This window comes from Paenibacillus sp. TY11, from assembly GCF_059772165.1.
Map to the genome: position 1 here is coordinate 47,099 of NZ_JCBAIQ010000025.1, position 21,995 is coordinate 69,093.

The 21,995-nt window shown below is 45.3% G+C and carries 21 protein-coding genes; 8 read left to right on the forward strand and 13 right to left on the reverse strand.

All coding sequences use genetic code 11. The features are described 5' to 3' along the window. Positions 1-125 precede the first annotated feature (125 nt). From AC6EJC_RS22775 to AC6EJC_RS22785, 3 genes are all read right to left on the reverse strand, one after another. Positions 126-980, reverse strand: coding sequence for an NmrA family NAD(P)-binding protein (locus AC6EJC_RS22775; RefSeq protein ID WP_444955913.1), 855 nt, complete (start codon positions 978-980; stop codon positions 126-128). A 116-nt stretch (positions 981-1,096) separates the two neighbouring features. Next, complete coding sequence (locus tag AC6EJC_RS22780; protein WP_444955914.1) at positions 1,097-1,681, reverse strand: TetR/AcrR family transcriptional regulator; 585 nt, start codon at positions 1,679-1,681, stop codon at positions 1,097-1,099. Between the two features lie 177 nt (positions 1,682-1,858). Then, positions 1,859-2,578: a YebC/PmpR family DNA-binding transcriptional regulator gene (locus AC6EJC_RS22785; RefSeq protein ID WP_013310214.1), complete on the reverse strand. Its 720-nt coding sequence runs from the start codon at positions 2,576-2,578 to the stop codon at positions 1,859-1,861. 218 nt (positions 2,579-2,796) lie between these two features. Between AC6EJC_RS22785 and AC6EJC_RS22790 the strand changes: the two genes are divergently transcribed. Next, positions 2,797-3,561, forward strand: coding sequence for a spermidine synthase (locus tag AC6EJC_RS22790; protein ID WP_444955915.1), 765 nt, complete (start codon positions 2,797-2,799; stop codon positions 3,559-3,561). Positions 3,562-3,676: 115 nt separating this feature from the next. On the opposite strand, the gene AC6EJC_RS22795 is transcribed toward AC6EJC_RS22790, so the two are convergent. From AC6EJC_RS22795 to AC6EJC_RS22805, 3 genes are all read right to left on the reverse strand, one after another. Beyond that, a complete protein-coding gene (locus AC6EJC_RS22795; RefSeq protein WP_444955916.1) occupies positions 3,677-5,434 on the reverse strand; it encodes a proline--tRNA ligase in 1,758 nt (585 codons plus the stop codon). 422 nt (positions 5,435-5,856) lie between these two features. Further along, positions 5,857-6,900, reverse strand: coding sequence for a carbohydrate kinase family protein (locus AC6EJC_RS22800; protein WP_444955936.1), 1,044 nt, complete (start codon positions 6,898-6,900; stop codon positions 5,857-5,859). 232 nt (positions 6,901-7,132) lie between these two features. After that, positions 7,133-8,422, reverse strand: coding sequence for a glycoside hydrolase family 27 protein (locus tag AC6EJC_RS22805; protein WP_444955917.1), 1,290 nt, complete (start codon positions 8,420-8,422; stop codon positions 7,133-7,135). A gap of 210 nt (positions 8,423-8,632) precedes the next feature. On the opposite strand from AC6EJC_RS22805, the gene trhO reads away from it, so the two are divergent. Beyond that, on the forward strand, positions 8,633-9,526 hold the full coding sequence (trhO, locus tag AC6EJC_RS22810) for an oxygen-dependent tRNA uridine(34) hydroxylase TrhO (RefSeq protein ID WP_444955918.1): 894 nt from the start codon (positions 8,633-8,635) through the stop codon (positions 9,524-9,526). Positions 9,527-9,737: 211 nt separating this feature from the next. After that, positions 9,738-10,664 carry an AEC family transporter gene (locus AC6EJC_RS22815; protein WP_444955919.1) on the forward strand — a complete coding sequence of 309 codons (927 nt, stop codon included), beginning with the start codon at positions 9,738-9,740 and terminating at the stop codon, positions 10,662-10,664. 17 nt (positions 10,665-10,681) lie between these two features. Here the strand turns inward: AC6EJC_RS22815 and AC6EJC_RS22820 are convergent, their stop codons facing one another. Beyond that, the gene (locus AC6EJC_RS22820) at positions 10,682-11,461 is read right to left on the reverse strand and encodes an ABC transporter ATP-binding protein (protein ID WP_444955920.1); all 780 of its coding nucleotides are present in this window, start codon (positions 11,459-11,461) and stop codon (positions 10,682-10,684) included. A gap of 195 nt (positions 11,462-11,656) precedes the next feature. Further along, the gene (locus tag AC6EJC_RS22825; protein ID WP_444955921.1) at positions 11,657-12,205 is read right to left on the reverse strand and encodes a CGNR zinc finger domain-containing protein; all 549 of its coding nucleotides are present in this window, start codon (positions 12,203-12,205) and stop codon (positions 11,657-11,659) included. A 138-nt stretch (positions 12,206-12,343) separates the two neighbouring features. Here AC6EJC_RS22825 and AC6EJC_RS22830 point away from each other — a divergent pair, with 138 nt between their 5' ends. Next, positions 12,344-12,826, forward strand: coding sequence for a DinB family protein (locus tag AC6EJC_RS22830; protein ID WP_444955922.1), 483 nt, complete (start codon positions 12,344-12,346; stop codon positions 12,824-12,826). Positions 12,827-12,923: 97 nt separating this feature from the next. Here the strand turns inward: AC6EJC_RS22830 and AC6EJC_RS22835 are convergent, their stop codons facing one another. After that, the gene (locus tag AC6EJC_RS22835) at positions 12,924-13,760 is read right to left on the reverse strand and encodes a YheC/YheD family protein (RefSeq protein WP_444955923.1); all 837 of its coding nucleotides are present in this window, start codon (positions 13,758-13,760) and stop codon (positions 12,924-12,926) included. A 211-nt stretch (positions 13,761-13,971) separates the two neighbouring features. On the opposite strand from AC6EJC_RS22835, the gene AC6EJC_RS22840 reads away from it, so the two are divergent. After that, positions 13,972-14,808: a DUF6492 family protein gene (locus AC6EJC_RS22840; protein WP_444955924.1), complete on the forward strand. Its 837-nt coding sequence runs from the start codon at positions 13,972-13,974 to the stop codon at positions 14,806-14,808. A 68-nt stretch (positions 14,809-14,876) separates the two neighbouring features. After that, a complete protein-coding gene (locus AC6EJC_RS22845) occupies positions 14,877-16,220 on the forward strand; it encodes a sugar phosphate nucleotidyltransferase (RefSeq protein ID WP_444955925.1) in 1,344 nt (447 codons plus the stop codon). A 108-nt stretch (positions 16,221-16,328) separates the two neighbouring features. On the opposite strand, the gene AC6EJC_RS22850 is transcribed toward AC6EJC_RS22845, so the two are convergent. Together AC6EJC_RS22850 and AC6EJC_RS22855 are read right to left on the reverse strand one after the other, a co-directional pair. Then, the gene (locus tag AC6EJC_RS22850) at positions 16,329-17,072 is read right to left on the reverse strand and encodes a M14 family metallopeptidase (RefSeq protein WP_444955926.1); all 744 of its coding nucleotides are present in this window, start codon (positions 17,070-17,072) and stop codon (positions 16,329-16,331) included. A gap of 20 nt (positions 17,073-17,092) precedes the next feature. Further along, on the reverse strand, positions 17,093-18,112 hold the full coding sequence (locus AC6EJC_RS22855; protein ID WP_444955927.1) for a glycosyltransferase family 4 protein: 1,020 nt from the start codon (positions 18,110-18,112) through the stop codon (positions 17,093-17,095). A gap of 354 nt (positions 18,113-18,466) precedes the next feature. Here AC6EJC_RS22855 and AC6EJC_RS22860 point away from each other — a divergent pair, with 354 nt between their 5' ends. Continuing rightward, on the forward strand, positions 18,467-18,940 hold the full coding sequence (locus tag AC6EJC_RS22860) for a C40 family peptidase (RefSeq protein WP_444955928.1): 474 nt from the start codon (positions 18,467-18,469) through the stop codon (positions 18,938-18,940). Positions 18,941-18,983: 43 nt separating this feature from the next. On the opposite strand, the gene AC6EJC_RS22865 is transcribed toward AC6EJC_RS22860, so the two are convergent. Both AC6EJC_RS22865 and AC6EJC_RS22870 read right to left on the reverse strand, forming a co-directional pair. Continuing rightward, entirely contained in the window at positions 18,984-20,360 is a 1,377-nt protein-coding gene (locus tag AC6EJC_RS22865; protein WP_444955929.1) for a sensor histidine kinase, read from the reverse strand. After that, positions 20,357-21,070: a response regulator transcription factor gene (locus tag AC6EJC_RS22870; protein ID WP_444955930.1), complete on the reverse strand. Its 714-nt coding sequence runs from the start codon at positions 21,068-21,070 to the stop codon at positions 20,357-20,359. The genes AC6EJC_RS22865 and AC6EJC_RS22870 overlap by 4 nt, the downstream gene beginning before the upstream one ends. A 146-nt stretch (positions 21,071-21,216) precedes the next feature. Between AC6EJC_RS22870 and AC6EJC_RS22875 the strand changes: the two genes are divergently transcribed. Continuing rightward, complete coding sequence (locus AC6EJC_RS22875; RefSeq protein WP_444955931.1) at positions 21,217-21,867, forward strand: undecaprenyl-diphosphatase; 651 nt, start codon at positions 21,217-21,219, stop codon at positions 21,865-21,867. Positions 21,868-21,995 lie beyond the last annotated feature (128 nt).

Genomic DNA, 21,995 nt, shown 5'->3' on the forward strand with positions numbered 1-21,995 from the left:
TGAACGCTCGTCTTGATCTACTTTACATGCCATCTTGATCGAATGTTGTCAGATTGACACTTTGCAATCAGGTATAGCGTCTACGACGTCACGGGTTGCTTTAATTCCTCCCTCTTCTGACGTGATTACTTCCATGTGTCTGCGTGGGTTTGCACAAACTGCTCGAATGATATCGGGCGGCGCCCAGTGACACGCTCAACGATATCGGTAACTTGATCTTCACTCCTATTTTCACGTATCCTTCTATCCAATCCCGCCAACATATCTGCATAGTCTTCAGGCATTCCAGCTCGAACCATTCCCGCTTTCAGCTCTTCATCAGACAACGAGATATGCTGGATCGCTTGGCCTGTTACTTTCCCGACAATATCACCCACTTCGCCATATGTTAGCGACTGAGGTCCAGTAATTATATGAGCTGTGTTATGTGGTTTATCGTCAATAAGAGCCCTTACTCCCACTTCTGCAATGTCATCTGCGCTGACGAAACCTACTCTCCCGTTTCCTGTTGCACTATAAATCGTGCCGGTGTTTTTGATGGTACTTACATGCTGACCTTCCGTGAAATTCTCCATAAAGTAGGAAGGCTGCAATACAGCCCACTCTGGAGCTAATCTACTAAGAGCTTGATGCACAGGTCCAAATATCGGCCCATTCTCAGGAACAGAGGCGCTCCCTAAAAGTACGAACCTTTTCACTCCGACTCTCAAGGCTTGTTCAATAAAAGGGATCATAACTTTGGCAGGATTGATGTCCAGTACAGGCACTACCAAATAAACTCTATCTACATTAATGAGCGCTTTTGTATGTGTTGATTCATCATACCAATCAAAATACACATAATCTTTACCTTCCCATTCGGCAGGATGAGTACGTCCCGCTAAACGCACCGGATGTCGAAGTTTCGTAAGTCTGGCAGCCACACGGCTGCCTGTTTTGCCGTTGGCTCCAGTAATCAACGATATATTTTTATTTGTCATTTTAGCTTAGCTCCTATCGGATGTTATATTTTGATAAACCTTAGATTTTTCAAGACTGAACAGTCTGGAATTCTCAAAAAAATAAACGCTCTACAGCGTTTAGCGTTTATTTTTCGTTAATCCAAAATCAACAGAGTCGTACGAACTATATCCCTAAGAACCTCGGGGCTTGCACCTGTTTTGGCAGTAAACGTTAATGATAAGCGGGCGTGATTTAAAAATCGGGCTATCGACAAGAGCTCAGACTCTGGGTGAAGAATCTCCCCATCTTTTTGAGCACGGACTAAAGCGTTGTAAAAAGCAAGTTCCAGCTTCTCCGTGTTCTCTGAAATAAAGGCTCTAATCTCATGATGATGCGGCGCCTGTTCAACGGCACTATTCATAATAAAACATTCCTTGGACAAGACTGGGTCCATTAAAACTCTGGTCGCTTCATTAAAAATGAGCGCTATGGATTCCTTCACACTTCCGGGTTGACGAAGAATACCAACCACGGCCTCTGTTTTACCATGGGCATAATGCTTAATCGCAGACAGAAACAAGTCATACTTTGTGCCATAAGTATCGTAAAGACTCTGACGCGCTATACCTAGCTCTTCCAGTAAAATCGTCAGTGAAGTTCCCTCATAACCATACTCTCCAAATACACTCATGGCTTTACGCAGGACACTTTCTGTATCAAATTCTTTTGCTCTTCCCAAACTGAACATTCACCGCCTTGCTTAAGATAATACCTTTATCAGACCAATCGGTCAAGAAAAATCGCTGATTTTGATTCAACTAATTCTAGACCCATAGTTCATTTATACAAGTAAAGCTATATATACAAAAAAACACCGTATCGGAATACGATGTTTTTATAAGCTACTCAACGGAGGCTATTCCTCAGAGTCTACGTTGTGGTAAACCTGCTGAACATCCTCCAAATCCTCTAATGCATCAATCAATTTATCAAATTGAACCTGTGCATCCTCTGGAAGTGAAATATCATTCTGGGCAAGCATGGTGAGCTCTGCAACGGTAAACTCAGTCACTCCTGCTTGCTTGAAAGCTTCCTGAACAGCATGGAATTGATCAGGCTCTGCATATACGATAACGGCTTCATCTTCTTCAATGATGTCACGTACCTCTACATCTGCCTCCATCAGCAACTCCAGCACTTCATCTGCGGTTTTACCCACCAGACCAATAACTGCTGTTGAATCAAACATGTAGGCTACAGATCCGCTCACACCCAGGCTACCGCCATTTTTAGTAAAAGCAGAACGCACATCCGATGCTGTACGGTTTACGTTATTGGTCAGTGCATCTACAATGACCATGGAACCATTCGGACCGAAGCCTTCATAACGAAGCTCTACGTAGTTTTCATCGCCGGCACCTTTTGCTTTTTCAATAGCACGGTCAATGATCGCTTTCGGTACATTGTACGTTTTTGCACGTTCTAGAACGACTCTTAACACCCGATTGGATTCAGGATCAGGTTCGCCCTGTTTGGCTGCCACATAAATTTCCACGCCAAATTTAGCATATATACGACTCGTATTAGCATCCTTGGATGCCTTCTTTTCTTTAATATTATTCCACTTACGTCCCATAATATCCCGCTCTCTTCCTGTATGAATATACACAACGAACTTCATTATATCCTTGTATATTATATCTCCTAAAGGACACATGGACAAGTTCAAACGACTCCGTTATGGAAAAATAAACAATTCTACCTAATTAGGGATGCTTGAAAATATGAACTTTCGCTCCGCCTCATCTATGGACAACAGCCCTATGAATGTCTAATATGAGGGGGAAGTATGACTTGAAGGAGATCGTTCACTTGGATGTCTTGTATAAAAAGTTGAGCAATAATCATGAAATAACAGTATACGAAACCACGGAGCTGTATGGTGAAAAGGGATTATTCCGGGTGATGCAGTTTTCAAATGCAGCTGTCCAAGGCGCGGTGGATTTGAATCAACCGCAACGCATTCTGTTCGAATATCCGAGAGCAATCATCCATCTCATGGAGCTGAACGATCCGTCATTTGAAGACGTGTTTGTTATCGGGCACGGTATAGGTACGATTGCGGGCCATTTTACAGATAAACGCTTTAAGATTGCCGAGCTGGATGCACAAGTGGTAGAGTTCAGCCGAACATTCTTTGGATACGATCAGGACAATGTAACTGTTGGTGATGGACGTCGCATTTTGGAGAAGGAAGCGGCGGATGCCTATGATTATATTATTTTAGATGCCTTCACAGATCAGGGAACACCATTGCATTTAGTATCCTGGGAATTTTTCAAGATGGTCAAAGAAAAGCTGGATTCCGAAGGCTCCATGATTATGAATTTAATGGGCAAAAGTGAACACGATCACCTGATAAATGCCATTCATACAACGTTGCGTGAGGAATTCGCCTATGTCACAACTTTCTCTCTCCCCTCAGAAGGCGCTGCCGACATTCAAAATATCATTATGATAGGTCGGGACAAGCCAATCCGGTTTCAGGCACGTCAGATGGTCGGCTTTCATGAGATTACACTTGGAGAAGGTCATATTCTACAGGACACAGATACTTAGTGTCGTGCAGTAATTGTGTTAAAGATACGCCCGAATGATTGTAGTTCGGGCGTATTGGATTGTAGAACTGTATAGGGTACAACCTTGTAAATTAATAAGCTGAGCTGAGTGGTTATTATTGAATGAGTTCCAATATCCGTCTTTCTACATCTTGGATATGAATCGTCTCTTTGTTGCTGCTTCTTCGCTCTACTAACTCTATTTTCCCGTGTGCAGCATCTTTGCCAACGATGATACGTACGGGAATACCTACTAAATCCGAATCTTTAAATTTAACCCCTGGGCGTTCCTCCCGATCATCTAGCATCACCTCCACACCGTGATCCTGCAGTTGGTTGTATAATTCCTCGGCTATTTGCATCTGAAGGCTGTCTTTCACAGAAATCGGAATGATATGAACTTGAAACGGGGCCAGTGCAGGAGGCCATATCATTCCGTTCTGATCGTGATTTTGCTCTACAATGGCAGAAAGGATTCGGGAAACGCCAATGCCGTAGCAACCCATAATCACCGCCTGATCCGTTCCGGACGCATCCAGAAAAGTCGCATCCAGCTTCTCACTGTATTTGGTGCCCAGTTTAAACACGTGTCCAATCTCAATCCCACGATGAAGCTTCAATTCCCCTTCGTCACATCGAGGGCATCTATCCCCTTCCATAACATTGCGCAAGTCAGCCACATGCCGAAGATCTATATCGCGCCTTGGATTCACATGTCGATAATGGTAATCCAGCTCGTTCGCGCCTGCGAGACCGCTGGACATTTGGACAACGGCGTAATCCACCCACACAGGGATCGTCAAGCCGCATGGGCCTATGAACCCCGAGGGGGTTCCAGTCGCCTTTGACACGGTATCTGCACTTGCTATTTCGAATTTTTCACTACCTAAAATATGTTTAACTTTCACTTCGTTGACCTCATGATCTCCCCTGACGACTACAGCAATGGGTTGATCGTCAGCCATATAAATCAGTGTTTTGATGATTTCTTTGGGCTCTATGTGAAGCGATTCAACCAGTTGATCTATCGTGCGCAGACCTGGAGTATGGAGTTTTTCCATCTTATCTGTATTGAATTTATCTGTATCGAAAGAAGGATGGCTGACATGTTTATTTTCATCTGAGTCAGGAGATGATTCTATTTTCTCCGTAGACCGCTGCTCGGCTTTTTCAAGATTAGCAGCATAATCACAGCAGGTACATGCCACAATCGTATCCTCTCCAATAGCAGCCAGAGCCATAAATTCATGGGTTTCACCTTCACCACCAATAGCGCCCGCATCTGCTTCTACTGCGCGAAAATTTAGACCACAGCGGGTGAAAATACGATGATATGCCTGGAACATGGTCCAATAGGTATGGTCTAGTCCTTCCCAATGGGCATCAAACGAATAGGCATCCTTCATCAAAAATTCTCTGCTGCGAAGCAGGCCAAATCGAGGACGTCGTTCATCCCGAAACTTGGTTTGAATTTGATACAGCGTTACAGGCAATTTGCGATAGGAATTCACTTCATTCCGTATTAAAGACGTAATGACCTCTTCATGTGTAGGTCCCAAAGCAAACTCCCGATCATGCCGATCTTGCAGACGCATCAGCTCAGGACCGTACACATCGTATCTCCCCGATTCTTGCCACAGCTCCGTTGGCTGCAATACAGGCATCAGTAGCTCCCCAGCCCCTGCGCGATCCATTTCATCCCGTATGATTTGCTCCACTTTTCTGAGCACCCGTCTGCCTAGTGGCATGTAGGTGTACATTCCAGCCGCCAGTTGGCGGACAAATCCTGCCCGTAACATAAGCTGATGACTGATCACTTCAGCCTCTGCGGGTGCTTCGCGCAAGGTTGTCAGTAATAATTGGCTTTGGCGCATGTGCGGTTACCTCCTTGTATGGACAATAAAATGTACGCAAAAAAGACACATCCGTCAGGGACGAATGTGTCGTGGTACCACCCTTAATTTGACCGTAGCCATAACACGGAACGGTCCTTCATCAGATAACGGCGTCAGCCGGTAACGGTTTATCTTACGCTCCGCTACAGCTCGCAAGGCAGGGAAACGTTCATTCGCGGCGAGAAACCTTTCAGCCCATGAGTTTCTTCTCTGTACAGCGGGTATTGAACCTTTGATCCTTGGTCTACACTATTCCTATATATTACAATTTTCACCACTTTACACGAAACGCAAGTGCTAGTCAAGGAGATAATCGTCTATCGTCACCCTGTCCCGTATGTAAGGGCAGCATTGAATAGATCAGTCGACGTGCTGTGGTAGGTTAGATTTCTCCTCTTTACTTATGTATCTTTCTTTTTAAAATACACACCCTTAAAAAACACAAAATTTTGCGAATGTGTGCCATACAGCTCCTGGAACCTGGAATGGAGGTTATTCATAGAAATGGTCTCTGAGACCGTCCGATCCGTTTGAATGGTTAAGTCGACACAGCTGATTCCAAACTGGCACACTTGCTCCATAGGATAACCTTGGGTGATTCCATAGATCATCCCGGCAATAAAAGCATCATCTGCACCTGTGACATCAATGACCTCTTGAACTGGATGTATGGGAATTCGTCCATGAGTTCCATCCTGAGAAGCGAACAAAACACGATCAGCACCGCAGATAAAAATGACATTTTGAACCCCAAGTTTGTGAAAAATTCGGGTTGCGTCCAACATATGCTGATCATCCGTAAGCTCTAGTCCCAAATAAGCTTCAGCCTCCTCTGGATTACATACCAGCCATTCCACCCCATTCAAATTTCGGGGAAGCTTTCTCATCTTGGAAGCTGATACCGAAGAAACGACAAGCGGTACCCGATGTTCATGGCATACATGTATGGTGGCCGCTATTACGTTCATAGAGAAATTAGTGTCCAGCAGAACTAGTCGGGACGAGGCGATTAAAGAAGTATTTTCAATGATTACTGAAGAACGAATCTGATCATAAATCTCCATTTCTGCTGTCGCTACAATCAGTTCACCACGCTCATCCAGCAAGGCAGTATAAACCCCGGTTGACGGTTCACCTTTGACTTGCAGAGGAACCACGTGCATGTAACGGCTGGACTGTTCGATGATAAATTCGCCTTCCGCATCGTCCCCAACTGCGGTCAGCAGGCTGACCTGCTGGCTCAACCTCCCCAAATTTTCGGCTACATTCCGTGCTACTCCACCGCAAGATTGCAGCCTTGTGCTGCTCGGGTTGGAGGTGTGAAGCTGAAATGTACCTTTAATCATGATTTTACGGTCCAGATTGGCCCCCCCGATACATAGTATTTGTTTGCTAGAGGGCCAAGGCTCGTCCTGTTCATTGTTGTGGATTTTTTTTAATTTCATCATTTAACTCCTTTCTCGAGTCTATTCGCTAGGATGATTTAAATTTGTACAGAAATAGGCACACTATAAAACTAACATGTTCCAAATGTCAAATTCCCAAGAATAATGTCGAGTCCGTTAAAATATCCTAAAGTTACACATGCAAAAAAATCCCCTTATCGTAAAGATACCATCCACTTTACGATAAGGGGATTGGATTGAAAATACAGCTTAGATCCTTCCTTACATCGTGCTATTTTAAAATAAATAGAGCAGCTCCGTGAGGAGGTAAATCTGCGGACAGTTCTTGCGCTAAAATACCTAAATCCACATGGTTCCATAAGTCTCTGGCACTTGCCTGTCCTTCAATACCAAGGTCCTTTAAGGATACACGGACTGCTGAAGCTTCATCTCCAGCATTAAATAAAGCCGCATATACATGACCTTCCTCGTTATGCGAAGTCCAAACGATATGTTCATCTTTTCTATAAACCTGTCGCGCATTCAAACCGTTGCGATGAGCATCTAGCACTTCTTCATTAGTCAGCAAAGAAAGTGTCCATGCATCGTTATCCCGCAGTTCTCCTCCGAACATCAACGGAGACCGGAAAATGCTCCACAAGGTCATCATCGTCAGCTGCTCATCCTTCGTAAAGCGTGTCCATCGGTCATGGCTGCCGGAATCTACCGAATCTACCGAACGAATACCCAGATGGCCCAATGGCAACATATCGCAATCCGGCCAGTGACCCGGACCCACATGTTCCGTCCATTTCTCGCAGCGCTCAAACATACCATGCAGTAAAGGCCATACATCCCAGAAATCATCAGTCATGCGCCACATATTAGCGTTTGCGATTAAATCAGATGCATGCTCCAACGGTGCAGGACCAGGCGATAGACTCAACACCATCGGACGTCCACATTGGGCGATAGCCCGCCTAATCAATTCAATTTCCGCCAAATGAATACCATAGAGACGTGATGCAGCAATGTCATCTACTTTGACAAAATCGACACCCCATTCCGCATACAGGTCAAACAACGAATTATAATACTCCTGTGCGCCTTCTTTGGATGCATCTACCCCATACATATCTGTGTTCCAGGGACAAATAGAGTTGGGATGTGCAATTTGTCTGGCCGTGGCTGTGGTCCCCAAAATCGGGGTATCCTGATGCACCGCCTGTCTGGAGATGCCTCTCATCATATGTATACCAAATTTCAATCCCAAACTGTGCACATATTCCGCAAGAGCTTGGAAGCCGCGTCCATCTGCTGCCGAAGGGAAACGATTCACCGCTGGAATAAGACGTGAAAATGAATCCATTTCCAATGGAACAAAAGGGCGATACTGTGAAGATACCGCTCCCGACTCATACCACTGAATATCCACCACGACATATTCCCAACCATATTCCTTCAGGTGCTCCGCCATATATTGAGCATTTCCCCGTACTTCCTCTTCCCGCACCGCTGCGCCGTAGCAATCCCAGCTATTCCACCCCATAGGTGGTGTATGCGCTGTCAAATGATGTTCCATTTCATTCATCCTTTCATCTGGTAGAACTTATCCTGCTACCAAAAATCAGCCCATGACTACGATACCATTATAATGTAAACCCTTACTTTTGTCGCTCGTCATCTTTTGCATTTCCACTTTTTATACATTTATGTTGACTAACTTAAAGAATGTGGTACATTTAAAATTGCTTGTTAAAAAACTTTGACTTGAATCAGAGGGTGATTTTACATGTGTGAACATGCTTATCGAATTTTGTTGTTTTACAAATATGTCAACATTGAAGATCCTGCCACCTTTACGGCAGAGCATCTGGCCTACTGCAAGGAACTGGGCGTCAAGGGAAGAATCTTGATTGCTGAGGAAGGAATCAACGGAACACTGTCAGGTACAGTAGAGCAAACGGAGCAATATATGCGTGATTTGCGCGCCAATCCGAAATTCCACGATATCGTTATTAAAATAGATGAGTCTGACGGTCATGCGTTCAAAAAAATATTTGTACGCCATCGTCAGGAGCTTGTTACGCTGCGTCATGAGGATGAGCTGGACCCTAATGTAATCAGCGGCAAGCGTCTGTCACCAAAGGAGTTTTATGAACAGCTTCAAGATGAAGATGTAGTTGTTCTGGACGGACGTAATGACTATGAATATGACATCGGTCATTTCCGTGGGGCCATTCGCCCCGAAGTCGAATCGTTCCGTGAATTTCCACAGTGGATTCGCGACAATATGAGTCAGTTCAAGGACAAGAAAATCCTGACATACTGTACCGGAGGGATCCGTTGCGAAAAGCTGTCCGGTCTTCTGATCAAAGAAGGCTTTAATGATGTAGGCCAGTTGGATGGCGGCATTGTGACTTACAGCAAGGACCCGGAAGTACAAGGACGTTTATTTGACGGTAAATGCTACGTGTTTGACGAACGAATCTCGATTCCGATCAATCATACGGATGAGGACGTCATTGTCGGCAAGTGCTTCCATTGTGAAGCGCCGAGCGATCATTATATCAACTGCCCGGTGTGCAATCTCCAGCATATCGTATGTCCAGTTTGCGAAGAGCAGCATCAACACTATTGTTCTGACGATTGCCGAACCAAAGCAGAAACCGTGGCTTCTGCATAATTAGCAGGATAAATTGGTTCTCCATCATAAAAAAGGGATGTTCCTACCAGCCGTTCAACATGGCTGTGGGCATCCCTTTTGTTGTTCTCAGAATAAGTGCCAAAAGCTTCATAGTATTTTCCTATGACCTTAATCGTATTTTCATCTTGGACGGGCTCGAAAGTAGCGTCCTATAATGGAAAATGTCATTAAGAAAGGATGGGTGGAATTCATGATTCAAATCGTACTTTCAACTCTTTTATCCGTTATCGTTCCGCTGTCCATTCCGGTGATCGCCGGATTTTTACTCGGCAAATTCATGAAGCTGGAAACGAAACCGCTCTCGACTTTATACTTATATTTTTTAAGTCCCGCAATGATTCTGGACACACTGCTCAAAGCGCAGCTTTCCTGGCATGATGTGGTGCAGACCGCCGCCTTTTCAATACTGAACCTGCTGCTGTTGTGGGGAATTGCACAATTAGCGGGGAAAATCTTTAGGCTGAGCGCCCCGGAGACGGCTGGGCTTACCTTAATCTCCACGCTGACCAATAGCGCGAATTATGGACTGCCCCTTATTTTACTTGCCTTTGGACAGCTCGGTCTGGATAAAGCCTCCGTGTATGTCGTCATCCAGATTATTCTGGTCAATACCCTTGGAGTTTACTTTGCAGCCCGCTCTGAATTTTCCGTTCAAAGTGCCGTTAAGTCAGTGTTTTCACTTCCTGCGATCTATGCGGCTCTACTTGCCATAGGACTGCGGCTGCTGGATTGGCATCTTCCCACCGGCATTCAGTCAGGCGTCTCGATGATTGCTGCCGCCTATTCTCCGGTCGTGCTGGCGATCCTTGGCACCCAGATGGCTTATGTGAAAATATTCAAGCTGGAGCCGACTATTAAAAAAGCCAGTTACGCAGGACTAACAATCCGACTTCTCCTCTCCCCGCTTGCAGCTTGTCTTGCCATGCTGATACTGGGAATTTCAGGCCTTTTGTTCTCCGTTCTCTTCATTCTGGCCTCGATGCCGGTTGCTGTGAATGCTGTCATTTTAGCAGAAAAATTTAATGCATCGCCAAAACTGGTTTCCACCTGCATCCTGTGGAGCACGCTTGCCTCATTTCTGATTTTGCCCATTCTGATTATGATGGTAGCAGCTTAGCTAGAAAAAAAGACTCTCTAAACCATAGAGAGCCATGCGCGATCCTGTCTCCATTCTACTTGCACAGGCGTTTCAAAAAAAGCACTAAGCGTTTCAGTGCTCAGAATATCAGTCGTTTTACCTTTAGCAAACACAGTGCCCCGACGAATCAGAATCGTATGCGTGTACATCGGTAGAATTTCTTCAATATGATGTGTAACATAAAGTAAATTCGGCGAACCTGGCGACTCGGATAACTGACGAATGCTAGTAAGTAGTGCTTCCCGGGAAAAAAAGTCCAAACCATTACACGCCTCGTCCAAAATCAGTAGCTTGGGCGAGGCCATTAATGCACGAGCGATAAGCACTTTTTGCTTTTCTCCCTGTGAGCATCCCTGATACAACCGATCCATGAGATGAGCACAGCCCAGTTGGGTCATGAGGTGAACGGCCTGTTCGTAATCCGTATCTGTCGTCTGATCATAAAGTCCAATGGAGGCAAACTTACCGCTAATGACGACATCCTGCGTACGCTGACTCCCATTAATTCTTTCCTGTAAAGAGGAACTGACCCAACCAATAGATTTGCGCAGCTCCCTCAGATCCACATCCCCAAAGGTATGACCCAATACACCGACACTACCTGTAGTTGGCCATATGTAACCGTTAATCATATTGAGCATCGTTGTTTTACCTGATCCATTCAAGCCGAGTACAGCCCAGTGCTCTCCCTCAGCTACCTGCCAATTGATTTGATCCAGTATCGTACGGTTATCTCTTTTCCAGCTTACATTGTTAAGTTCAATGACAGAGTTCATGGCTGTACATCCCTTCTATTCATCGTATCATCAGATGTTTATGTGCATAGCAATGGTCATAATTACTACGTCTATCTTCTCTTTCATATAAGCATAGCACAGGGTCACAGGTTGTTCAATTTCAAATAACCCACTCCATTGTTCATAAAGGAGTGGGCCCCACATATGTTGCTCATATAAATTCTCTCTATCCATCTACTTTTTCTTACGCTCGCGAAAACGACGTACCTTCATCAAATTACCGCACATTTTATCGTCGCAAAATCGCTTTGACCGATTTCGGGTATCATCGTAAAACACCCATCGGCAATCGGTGTTATCGCAAATACGAATTCTCGAGCCGCCGCTATTGACGAATGCCTGGGCAAAATCGGCTATAACCTCTGCCAGCACTTTTTTCCAGCCGTTTGCCACAGGTTCCAGCACAATGCTGAAATGCTCATCCTTTTGCTTTAATGAGCGAGTGACCGGCCCCCCTTCCATCATCTTCCGGTTAATCTTATCCACCAGATCAGACGTTATTTGTCCGCCGGATGCCAGGTGCTCAGCGAAGCTGCGCAATTCCCGTCGGAGAATTTGCATTTCTTCGATATCTTCCGCACTGGCTGGGACCGGAGCGGTAAATTGCCACTGTATAAGAAAGTCATTTTGCCATTCCGGTTTCAACAAACGATCCTCTGAACGTCCGCTACCTCTCCAGTCGTGCCATTCGCTGTTTACAAAATCAGTCCAAAGTGTATTCAAAAGAGTTCCCCCTATTACGTGTAACCACCAAAATAAATTTAACTGGTTGCAAATCTTTGTTCGTCATGCTACATTGTTAATTGTAACGATTTATTCTATGTTTAGCTAGTTACATTCCTACAGAAGGAGTTGGGTTAGGTGAACCAAGATCGAGTAAATATGCTGGTATTGCAAAGAGAAAATTCATGGGATAAGGAAGAATGGATTGTTCCCCTTGCCGCTGCACTGCAAGGCGTGACAACGCATGAAGCCACTTGGACACCACAGGGTGGAGGAAACACGATCTGGCAAACGGTTCGTCACATTAATTATTACAATGAGCGAATTTTAAACCGTTTAACCGACCGACCTGTAAGCTCAACTGGAATAAGCAACGATGAGACATTCGGGCTGCCGGGGGATGCTGAGGACCATGAAGGATGGCAGGAAACACTAAAAAAAACGGAAACCCTTGTTAACCAATTGCTTGCCGTCATTACTGCTCTGACTGATGCTGATCTGGATAAGTCTTTCGGCTCCGAAACTCTCGGTGCAGAATTATCGAGGTGGACGCTGCACGATGCGTATCATAGTGGACAAATCGTACTTATACGCAAACAAATGGGTACTTGGCGCGTTTAAAAATTAATATCCTAAATAAAAAGCACCATAAGAGTTTTTAAAGCAAAAGAGATAAATTTGAAAAAAATAGGCAAGAAAAAGGGATGATCATAAAAATTCATCCTTTTTTCTGTATTAGCTTGCTGGCATTATCGTTATTATTGTCTTTATTTTTGTCTTTGCTTGGGACTGTGACTTTCCTTTTTTCATTAGCCAGTCGCCAATAGCTTAATACTTTACGGTACATAGACTTATCTGTTAATTGGTTAAAAATATATGGGTCAGGCTTCGTGTTCACCTCAATAATCCATGGGGTAAAGCGATGATCCAGTCCAATGTCCACACCAATTTGCCGGAAATTCGGATATGTTTTTTGCAGTTGTGTGGCAATGGTAATACCCAGTTCATTTAGCTTCTTGACCAGCTCAGCCTGCTTGCTTTGCGATAAATGGGATTTCAGTAGCTGCTCCAAGGCCATCGGCTTACCACCACTATGATAATTGGTCACGATTTTACGGGGATGACCAAGACGTCCAATAATTCCGGTAGACTCCCATGACCCTTTTTCATTACGCTGCACCATGACCCGGATATCAAAATAACGCATTTGATGGCGCAGTAAATGGATTCCCTTTTGAATGAGATAACTTTTCTTCCCCGTATGTTTCGATAGGCTGGTATATAGTGCATCCAACTGTTTGAATTCCAGACGCTTTTCCTCATATTGATAGACGAAACGCTGGCCTGCCTCCTGCTCTACTCTCATTACACCTTTACCAAAGGTACCTCGCTCGGGTTTTACATAGACCATACCGTACTTCTCCAGCATCGACTTCAAATTTGCTTTGTTATATTTCCGGGTTTCAGGTACAAAAGGCTTGATGCTGCCATGCTGGAGCAACAATTTGGTTTTATGCCATTTGCTGCGCAGCGCCTGCGCTTGTGAAGAATTCACTTGCCCCTCTCCTCTCTGCTCTCAGGGTAGAACGCTCCTGTTAAAAAAGATCAATCTATCGTATGCACCAACTCCCCATTCGAAGCTCCATCAGCCCTATGCTGCATAGAAATGGACGGTTGACCTTGCCCGGTCGAAAGCGCCTGTCCAGGCATACGATAATGTGAGACGCCGAAAGCGTATATCTGCACATATATAGGGAGTGAATAACATGTCAGCGCAATCGGATGGGTCACGGAAGGGTTCCCTTACAATCGATGTTCTGATTCCCGCAATTGATAAAGATATTGCCACACTACCGCTGGTGATTGACAGTCTGCGCCGTCACGTGCAGCACCGAATTGGAACCATTTATATCGTTTCACCGCAAAGCACCGGGATTCGTCGTCTGTGCGCTAACAAGAAATGTACATTTATAGACGAAAAAACGGTACTGCCTATCACCAAAAAACATATTCATTACGGCACAACACGCTGGGATCGGTCAGGCTGGCTGTATCAGCAGTTGCTCAAAATGAATGGCGACAAAATCAGTAAATCGTCTTTTTTTCTCATCATTGACGCGGACACGATTTTGATTCGTCCACATACGTTCCGTAAAGACGGAAAAACGATTTTTTACTACCGCAGCTGGAGCCAGCCTGAGTATTTTCGTACCTACCGCAAGCTGATGGGCGTTAAAGCTCCCTCACCAAAGTCTTTTGTTACACACTATATGCTTTTTGAAAAAGCGCGGCTCACCCAGCTCAAGCAAGTTATTGAGGCCCGACATGGAAAACCTTGGTACAATGCGATTATCCAAAGTATAGACCAGAAAAAACAGTTTGGTTTTTCCGAATATGAAACGTATGCCAACTATCTATACAGCAATCAGCCAACTCGGATGATTTTACGCAAGTCACTTAATAAAGCGCTTCATAGTCGGGCTTCTTCCCTGTCGCAAAAACAATTGGACGTCTTGGCCAAAAGCTACCGCTCCTTATCCTTTCATCAACGCAAGGTGTACCAGCTAGCTTCAAAAACAAAGATTGAATCATCGGTGAAATAGTTCCTAAAAAAGAAAATCCCGCAAAATGGTGCAATCCAAATGGATATGCATTGAAGGAGGAAACGTCCGTGCGCATCGTATTGTTATGCGGTGGTGCTGGAAAACGGCTATGGCCATTATCCAACGATATCCGGTCTAAGCTGTTTCTCCGGTTGTTGCCCGCTCCTGACGGGCAGAAGGAATCTATGCTCGGTCGAGTGTACCGTCAGCTTACCTTAGCCGGACTGGATTCCTCTGCCCTGCTTCTGGCTCATCGGAGTCAGGTAAATCTAGCCTTTCGCCATACAGAAGGTCGTCTGCCCGTTCTGGGCGAGCCTGCCAAACGGGGAACCTTCACCGCTGCTGCACTGGCGGCTGCTTATTATCACACCAGAGGCACGGGGCTGGATGAAGTTCTCTGCATTGCTCCAGCAGATATGTTTGCAGGAGAGGACTTCTTCCACAGCATAGCAGCGCTCTCCGGTTTATTGCTTGAGAGCGGAGCCGATCTGGCTATGCTTGGGACAAGGCCCACTCATCCCTCCGACCAATACGGCTATATCGTTCCGGGTCTGCAAATGATGCAGGAAGGGAAAACTTCTTATGCGCAAGTTGCCCGCTTCACGGAAAAGCCAAATCTCTCTGGGGCGCAACAGCTTATTAACCAAGGCGCGCTGTGGAACTGCGGTATTTACGCTTTTACGTTACGGTATATGCTGTCCTGTATGGAGCGAAGTCATTTGCCGCTGAACGACAAAGCATTGTGCGCAATGTATGATAGTCTTCCGGTTCGCAGTTTCGACGAGGAGATTGCGGAGCGTGCCGAACGTGCCGTCGTCCTGCCCTACGATGGCGAATGGCACGACATCGGCAACTGGCAGACGTTAACAGAGCAGCTAAGCAGCCAAGTGATCGGGCGTGGACAGATCAGCGGTCCAACTCATGGCACGCATATCGTCAATGAACTGCCCTATCCACTTCATGTCATTGGCGTGGAGAATATTATTGCTGCTGCCAGCCCCGACGGTATTCTCATTGCCGCCAAGAGCCATGCTCACGCGATCAAGGAGCAACTAGGGAGACTTCAACTACACCCCATGCATGGTGAAACCTCTTGGGGAAGTTACCGGGTGCTGGACGAATTTGATCATCGGAGTCTGAATGATATACTGGCCATACGACTGACAGTGCTGCCAGATCATCGCTTGAATGGCCGCCTTCACGGCAGTGGACTTAAAGTGTGGTCGATCGTGTCCGGCCGGGGAGAGGTCATGCTGAACGGAGAACGCTTTGCTGCAGCAAGCGGTTCTGTATTTAGCATCCCGGTCGATACGTATCACACAATCCGCGCCGATCTGGATACATCACTGGAGCTGATCGAGGTCCGTCTAGGCCACAGTTTGGTGAGCGCCTTCTATAAATCTGAGTCCTGACAACACATAGATATAACGTCAGTACTATACAGATTTCTGCACGAAGATCGCACATAAAAAAATCGCTTTTGAGCAAGGTGAAGAAAAATCCTTGCTCCAGAAGCGATTTTATTTTGTAATGCTATATTTTCTTGAGGTAACCGTTCTAACCTTGGCAGATAAATATACCTCGTTGGCCTTGACCATCCCGGCTTCTCTTAAAAAATGCTGCACGATCTCCAACTGATAGTGTATGCGTACTTTCTTGGGTAGGCTCCACCCCGTTTCTACGGTAACCGCGCGTGCCCCTAAAATACGGGCTACAGCGGTGCGGGAGGAACCTGGAAGCTCATGCAGCCGAATGTTGAAATGTCGGTCGTTCACCTTGATGGAGCGATTCATTCGCTTAATGATCCGACGCATTGTAGGAACTACCGGATTGCCCTTATTGGAGATTAGCGTTTGACCAAGCACGTTGGCATCCTTTTGTGACAATCCATTGGCCTCATGCAAGTCGAGATACCATTCAGGTTGATGCTTTTGTGTTAATTTGAATAGAGCAGCGGAAAGTGGTTGTGTGGCCACCTGCTTTTTTTTGCGCGGAAAGGTTCGATTAAGATCAGGTATTCCTCTAATCCGTTTACGGTAAGCCTCTTGGTTCACAATAGGTACAATAATAAGTTTACCATGGCTGAATCGCAGCTTCTGCTGATTCAAAAGCTTCACCAGTTTCTCAGCAGCGCGTATGCTTGCTATTTCCTTGCCATGTATGCCCGCGACCACCATCGCACACGGTCCTTTCTGGCCCCCTGTGGCTACATAATAAGGAGTCGCCCAAGAGCCCTTTCCAAGCATATATTGTTTGACCTGCATCCCCTTCACCTCCGTATAGGCTATCGATGTCCTCTCTTCTGTTCTCGCCGACGGATGATTTCACGGTATAGTTTCAAGTAGTTACTGGTCATCTGTTTGTTGGTAAATCTTTGGGTGACATACAAACGCAGCTTCGCTGGTGACGGGTAATTTTTTTGCTGTGCCTTTCGTACCATTTGGCTAACCGATTTGCAAATCAATTGCGGAAAGCCTGATAGTACCTCGGGAACGGAGCCGTTTTTTAAAGCCAGCACTGGTGTTCCACAAGCCATGGCCTCTACCATTACGAGCCCGAATGGCTCTTCCCACAGTGTCGGAAACAACAGACATTCTGCATGCTTCAGCAACTTCTGTTTCTGATCGCCTCCCACGGCCCCCACATAGCGGATATTGGGATTGCGCTGAATTCGTTTCTGAATCTCTTGGCGGAAAAATACAGGGGCTTTGATAGGACCAGCAATAAGCAGTCTCTTTCCTGTTCGTTCTGCAACCTGAATGGCCTCCAATACACCTTTATCTCGTATGATTCTGCCCATGAACAGCAAATACCCGCGCTTCTCGCTGCTGAACTCGTATTCATGTGTGTTGATGCCGTTATAGATATAAAATCCTTTGCCCCCGCCCATAAGCTGACGTGCTCGCTTACTGACATATACCGGGTTTTTACCGTGTCTCTTCACTGGAAGATGGACTGTGCATACCGATGGACAAGGCAGCTTCCTGCGTCCTACAGCAGAACGAAAGGTATGATCATGAATGATGTGCGTGCCGGAAGGCATATGTTGAAGTACATATCTGGGAATCTGACTATGTTTCAAACCCTTGGGATAGGGAATCAGCCGCGCGCTGCTCCTGCTCCCACGGGCGGCAAACAGAGATACATGATGCCCTCGTCTGACCAGTTCCTCCGTTAATTCATACACGACCTTTTCCGTTCCGCCCTTGATGGAGGGTACCGGCTGTGCATCGGGATAGTTGGAGATGACCTGAACAATGGTTAGACGTCGGTCTTTGAGTGCTTTATTCTGCTTTGAAGCCATACGAATTCCCCTTCCTGACCGGAAATACGGTGTGATCTTTACGATATAAACGGGAATCTGAGCATACTCCCGTACAGCTTATAAATTGTAGTATATAGGTATGTATATTTTGCATGATTGCTTGTGCCAATCGTCTGCAAGTCGCTTTTTGTCATACGAGCCTAGCAATAAGGGGAGCCTGTACAATTTGTCAAGCCAAAATTAAGGAGATAATTCTCATCGTTTTCTAATAAATCAGGACAAAGCGTTGCGGTAACAGGATTGTAACCATGTGTGGTAAATTCCGGATATTTTATATGTGTTATTGTCATTTCAGGTCATTACCACAATATGAAATGACGGAGGAATTATAGTATGAAACGTACTTCTAAAAAATTATGGATGGGTATTTGCTTTACCATGACTTTGGTTTTCAGTGCAGGGAGTTTCGTAGTTGGATCAGACACCACTCATGCTGCTTCGGCGGGCACAGCGGATCAGATTATTTCTACAGGTTCTCAGTTTATGGGCGTACGTTATCAATTTGGAGCTAAAGCAGGCAACACAAACTCTTTTGATTGCTCTTCGTTTACTCAGTATGTGTTTGCACAAAATGGCATCAAGCTTCCACGTTCGTCCAGACAACAATCGACCGTCGGCACTTACGTACCGCGCAGTCAGCTGAAAAAAGGTGATTTGGTCTTTTTCTATGCGCCTATTCATCATGTAGCCATTTATATGGGAGACGGCAAACTACTGCACACGTTTGGTAAAGGCGGCGTAACGATTACGGACCTTAATTCGGGATGGTGGAGTTCTCACTACACTACAGCACGTCGTGTTCTTTAGGACAAGGTCTAACAAAAAAGGGCTGTTCCGCGAGTAGATATGCCTACCGTAGGGACAGCCTTTCCTGTTGTCTTAGGGGCAACGTGACGATGACCTCCGTTCCTTCTCCTTCTACGCTTTCCATACGTATTGTACCCTGATGGGTATCTGTAATTGCCTTGGCAATCGGCAACCCAAGCCCAGTTCCTCCAGTTTTACGATGCCTGGAGCTGTCTACCCGATAAAATCGTTCAAAGACCCGCTTGATCTCGCCCACGGGTATCCCGATCCCATAATCCTTGACCTGTATGTGGACATCCTTTTCATCTGTAGATAACCATATTTCGATTTCATCTGAGCTGTACTTTAATGCATTATCTAGCAAGATCACTAGTAACTGCTTCATTTTTGCAAGGTTGGCATCCAGCCAAATTTCTTTGTCTTCTGTAAAAATAGAAATTTGACGATCATGTACAGGCTTGAGATGCGCTACTACCTGTTGACAACAACCGATCAGCTCTATCCGTTCATGCTTCTCGGGGTCTTTCTGCTGTGAAGAGGCCAAAGTCAGCAATTGCTGTGTCATCGTGCGCATTCGCTGAGTTTCTTCATAGATCGAGTCAATGGATTCCTTACGAATGTCCTCGTCACGCGTACCCCACCGCCGCAACATGTTGGCATAGCCCTCAATAATCATAAGTGTCGTATTCAGCTCATGTGAAGCATCTGAAACGAACTGCTGCTGGCTTTGAAAGCTTTCTTCTAATCTCTCCATCATTCGGTTGAAAGTAGCGGTCATTTGGGACAATTCATCTTGATTGTGACTGCGAGCGGGAATTTTTTTGAATTTCAAGCTTCTTTCAATTTCCTGCATCGTTTGAATACTACTCGAAATCGGCAGCAATATCGCATTCGCCAAAATCGTGCTACCTACCAGACTAAGCAACATAGCCCCTACAGTCGATGTGACTAGAATCGTATTTAACATATCGAGATTGGTTTCAAGCGCATCCCATTTTTCCACGATCTCCAGCGTCCCCTTCTGATTGCCCTCCGGAGAAAGCACCGGGAGATGGATTACCAGAATTTTATGACCCTGTACATCTGTCAGTTGAGAGCTTTGAGAAGGGTTAAAACGTATATCGCCCAGCTTGAAGCGGGATTGGCGACTTACTTCATACAGAAGGCGGGATTGCTGATCAAACACCCTCAGAATGGTATCTCCGGAAAGCTCATCTTTCAACTCGGGGCCCCATGCATTTTTCAGAATCATCGTGGGTCCGGTTTCGGCAATGATTTCAGTCCACTTATTTTGCAGTACTTCTCTTTCATTGCGAGTAGCAATTTTGACGAACAGCAGATGAACTGTGACGTCCACAAACAGGAGTATCGACATCACTAAAATAGAACTGAGCAGGGTGATTTTGGTCCGCAGCTTCAATGATCTTCCTCCCTGATACAGTACCCAACGCCACGCACGGTTTTAATCAGTTTCTTTTTGTATCCATGATCAATTTTTTTGCGAACATACCGGATATACACATCTACTACATTCGTATCTCCGACAAAATCAAACCCCCACACGTCCTGAATCATTTGATCCCGCTGCAATACCTGATTTTTGTGCTCCATAAGATAGAGAAGCAGATCAAATTCTTTGGGCGTCAATTCGATTCGCTTTCCTTCCCTCACCACAGACCGTGTCTTGCGTTCCAACACCAAGCTATCGACTTGAAGCCTAGACAGTGGCTTATCCTCTTCTTGTAAAGCGGTAGCTGTTGGCTCCAATTGATGCCTCATACTGGCCCGCATCCGTGCTAATAACTCCTCGATTTCAAAAGGCTTCGTAATGTAATCATTTGCACCTTCATCCAGACCTGAAACCTTGTCAGAGGTCGTGTTACGTGCAGTGACCATAATTACTGGTGTATGATTGTCCACTTTTCGAATCTGCTTCAGCACCTCGACCCCGTTCATCTCCGGCAGCATCACATCCAGAATAATAATATCCCATGTACGTGCTAGAGCTTTTTCCAATCCTTCTCTACCCGTCTGTGCGATTTCAACTGCATATCCTTCATGGGATAACTCCAACTGAAGCAATCTGGATATCTTCTCTTCATCATCAATGACCAGCACCGACTTTTCCATCGCAAAACCACCTATTTTCTATAGAAAAAACAAATGAGTAATGGAAATGACATTCATTTTTTATTTGATTTTAAGCTTTTATCCGTATAGTCGCTCTATAATAAATTTTATAATTCAATTTTTTGATGTTAAGGAGTAATTTATTCATGTTAATTAATGTAGACTATGCTTTGTTTCACTGGATCAATGAACTGGCTAATCACCTCGCCTTTTTAAATGGAACCATGCGTTTCTTGGCGCAGTATGCACCATATTTGTTCGGAGTGGCTTTGCTGATTTACTGGTTCACCTTTAAAATGCCGCATCGGATGATGGTTATAGAAGCTGTTATAACTGTTTGTATCGGCTTTGTAATCAGTTGGGGCCTTGGACATTTGTTTTACAGAGATCGGCCTTTTGTCGGACATACTGTTATTCAGCTTATTCATCATGATCCCAATGCTTCATTTCCGAGCAATCATGCACTTGGAGCTTTTGCTTTGGTTGCAATTCTATGGATTCATCATCAAAAATATCGTGTCCTCTGGGTTATCTTGGCTGTGCTCATCGCAGTATCTCGCGTGTGGACCGGAGTGCATTATCCTTCGGATATTTTGGCAGGTGCGCTCATTGGAGCAGGTTGCGCAGTCGGCATTCATAAATTCATTCGTAGTCGGAAGCTTCCTGGCATCTTCATGCAGGCGGCTATTATATATTATGAAAAATGGGAGCAGAAACTGGGACTCAAGCCTGTCGAACAGGTCAGAACTAAAATGACTCAACACACTTCCTCTGTCCAAATGAAAAGCAGACGCTAATGCGTCTGCTCAGATTGTCGAGAAACCCCGTCTTTTTGAGACGCGGGTTCTTTTTCTTTACATAATAATGGTCTGGTATCTGGGAAAAAGGGGTGTTACCCCTGTTTCTCCAGGCGATCCAGGTGGAT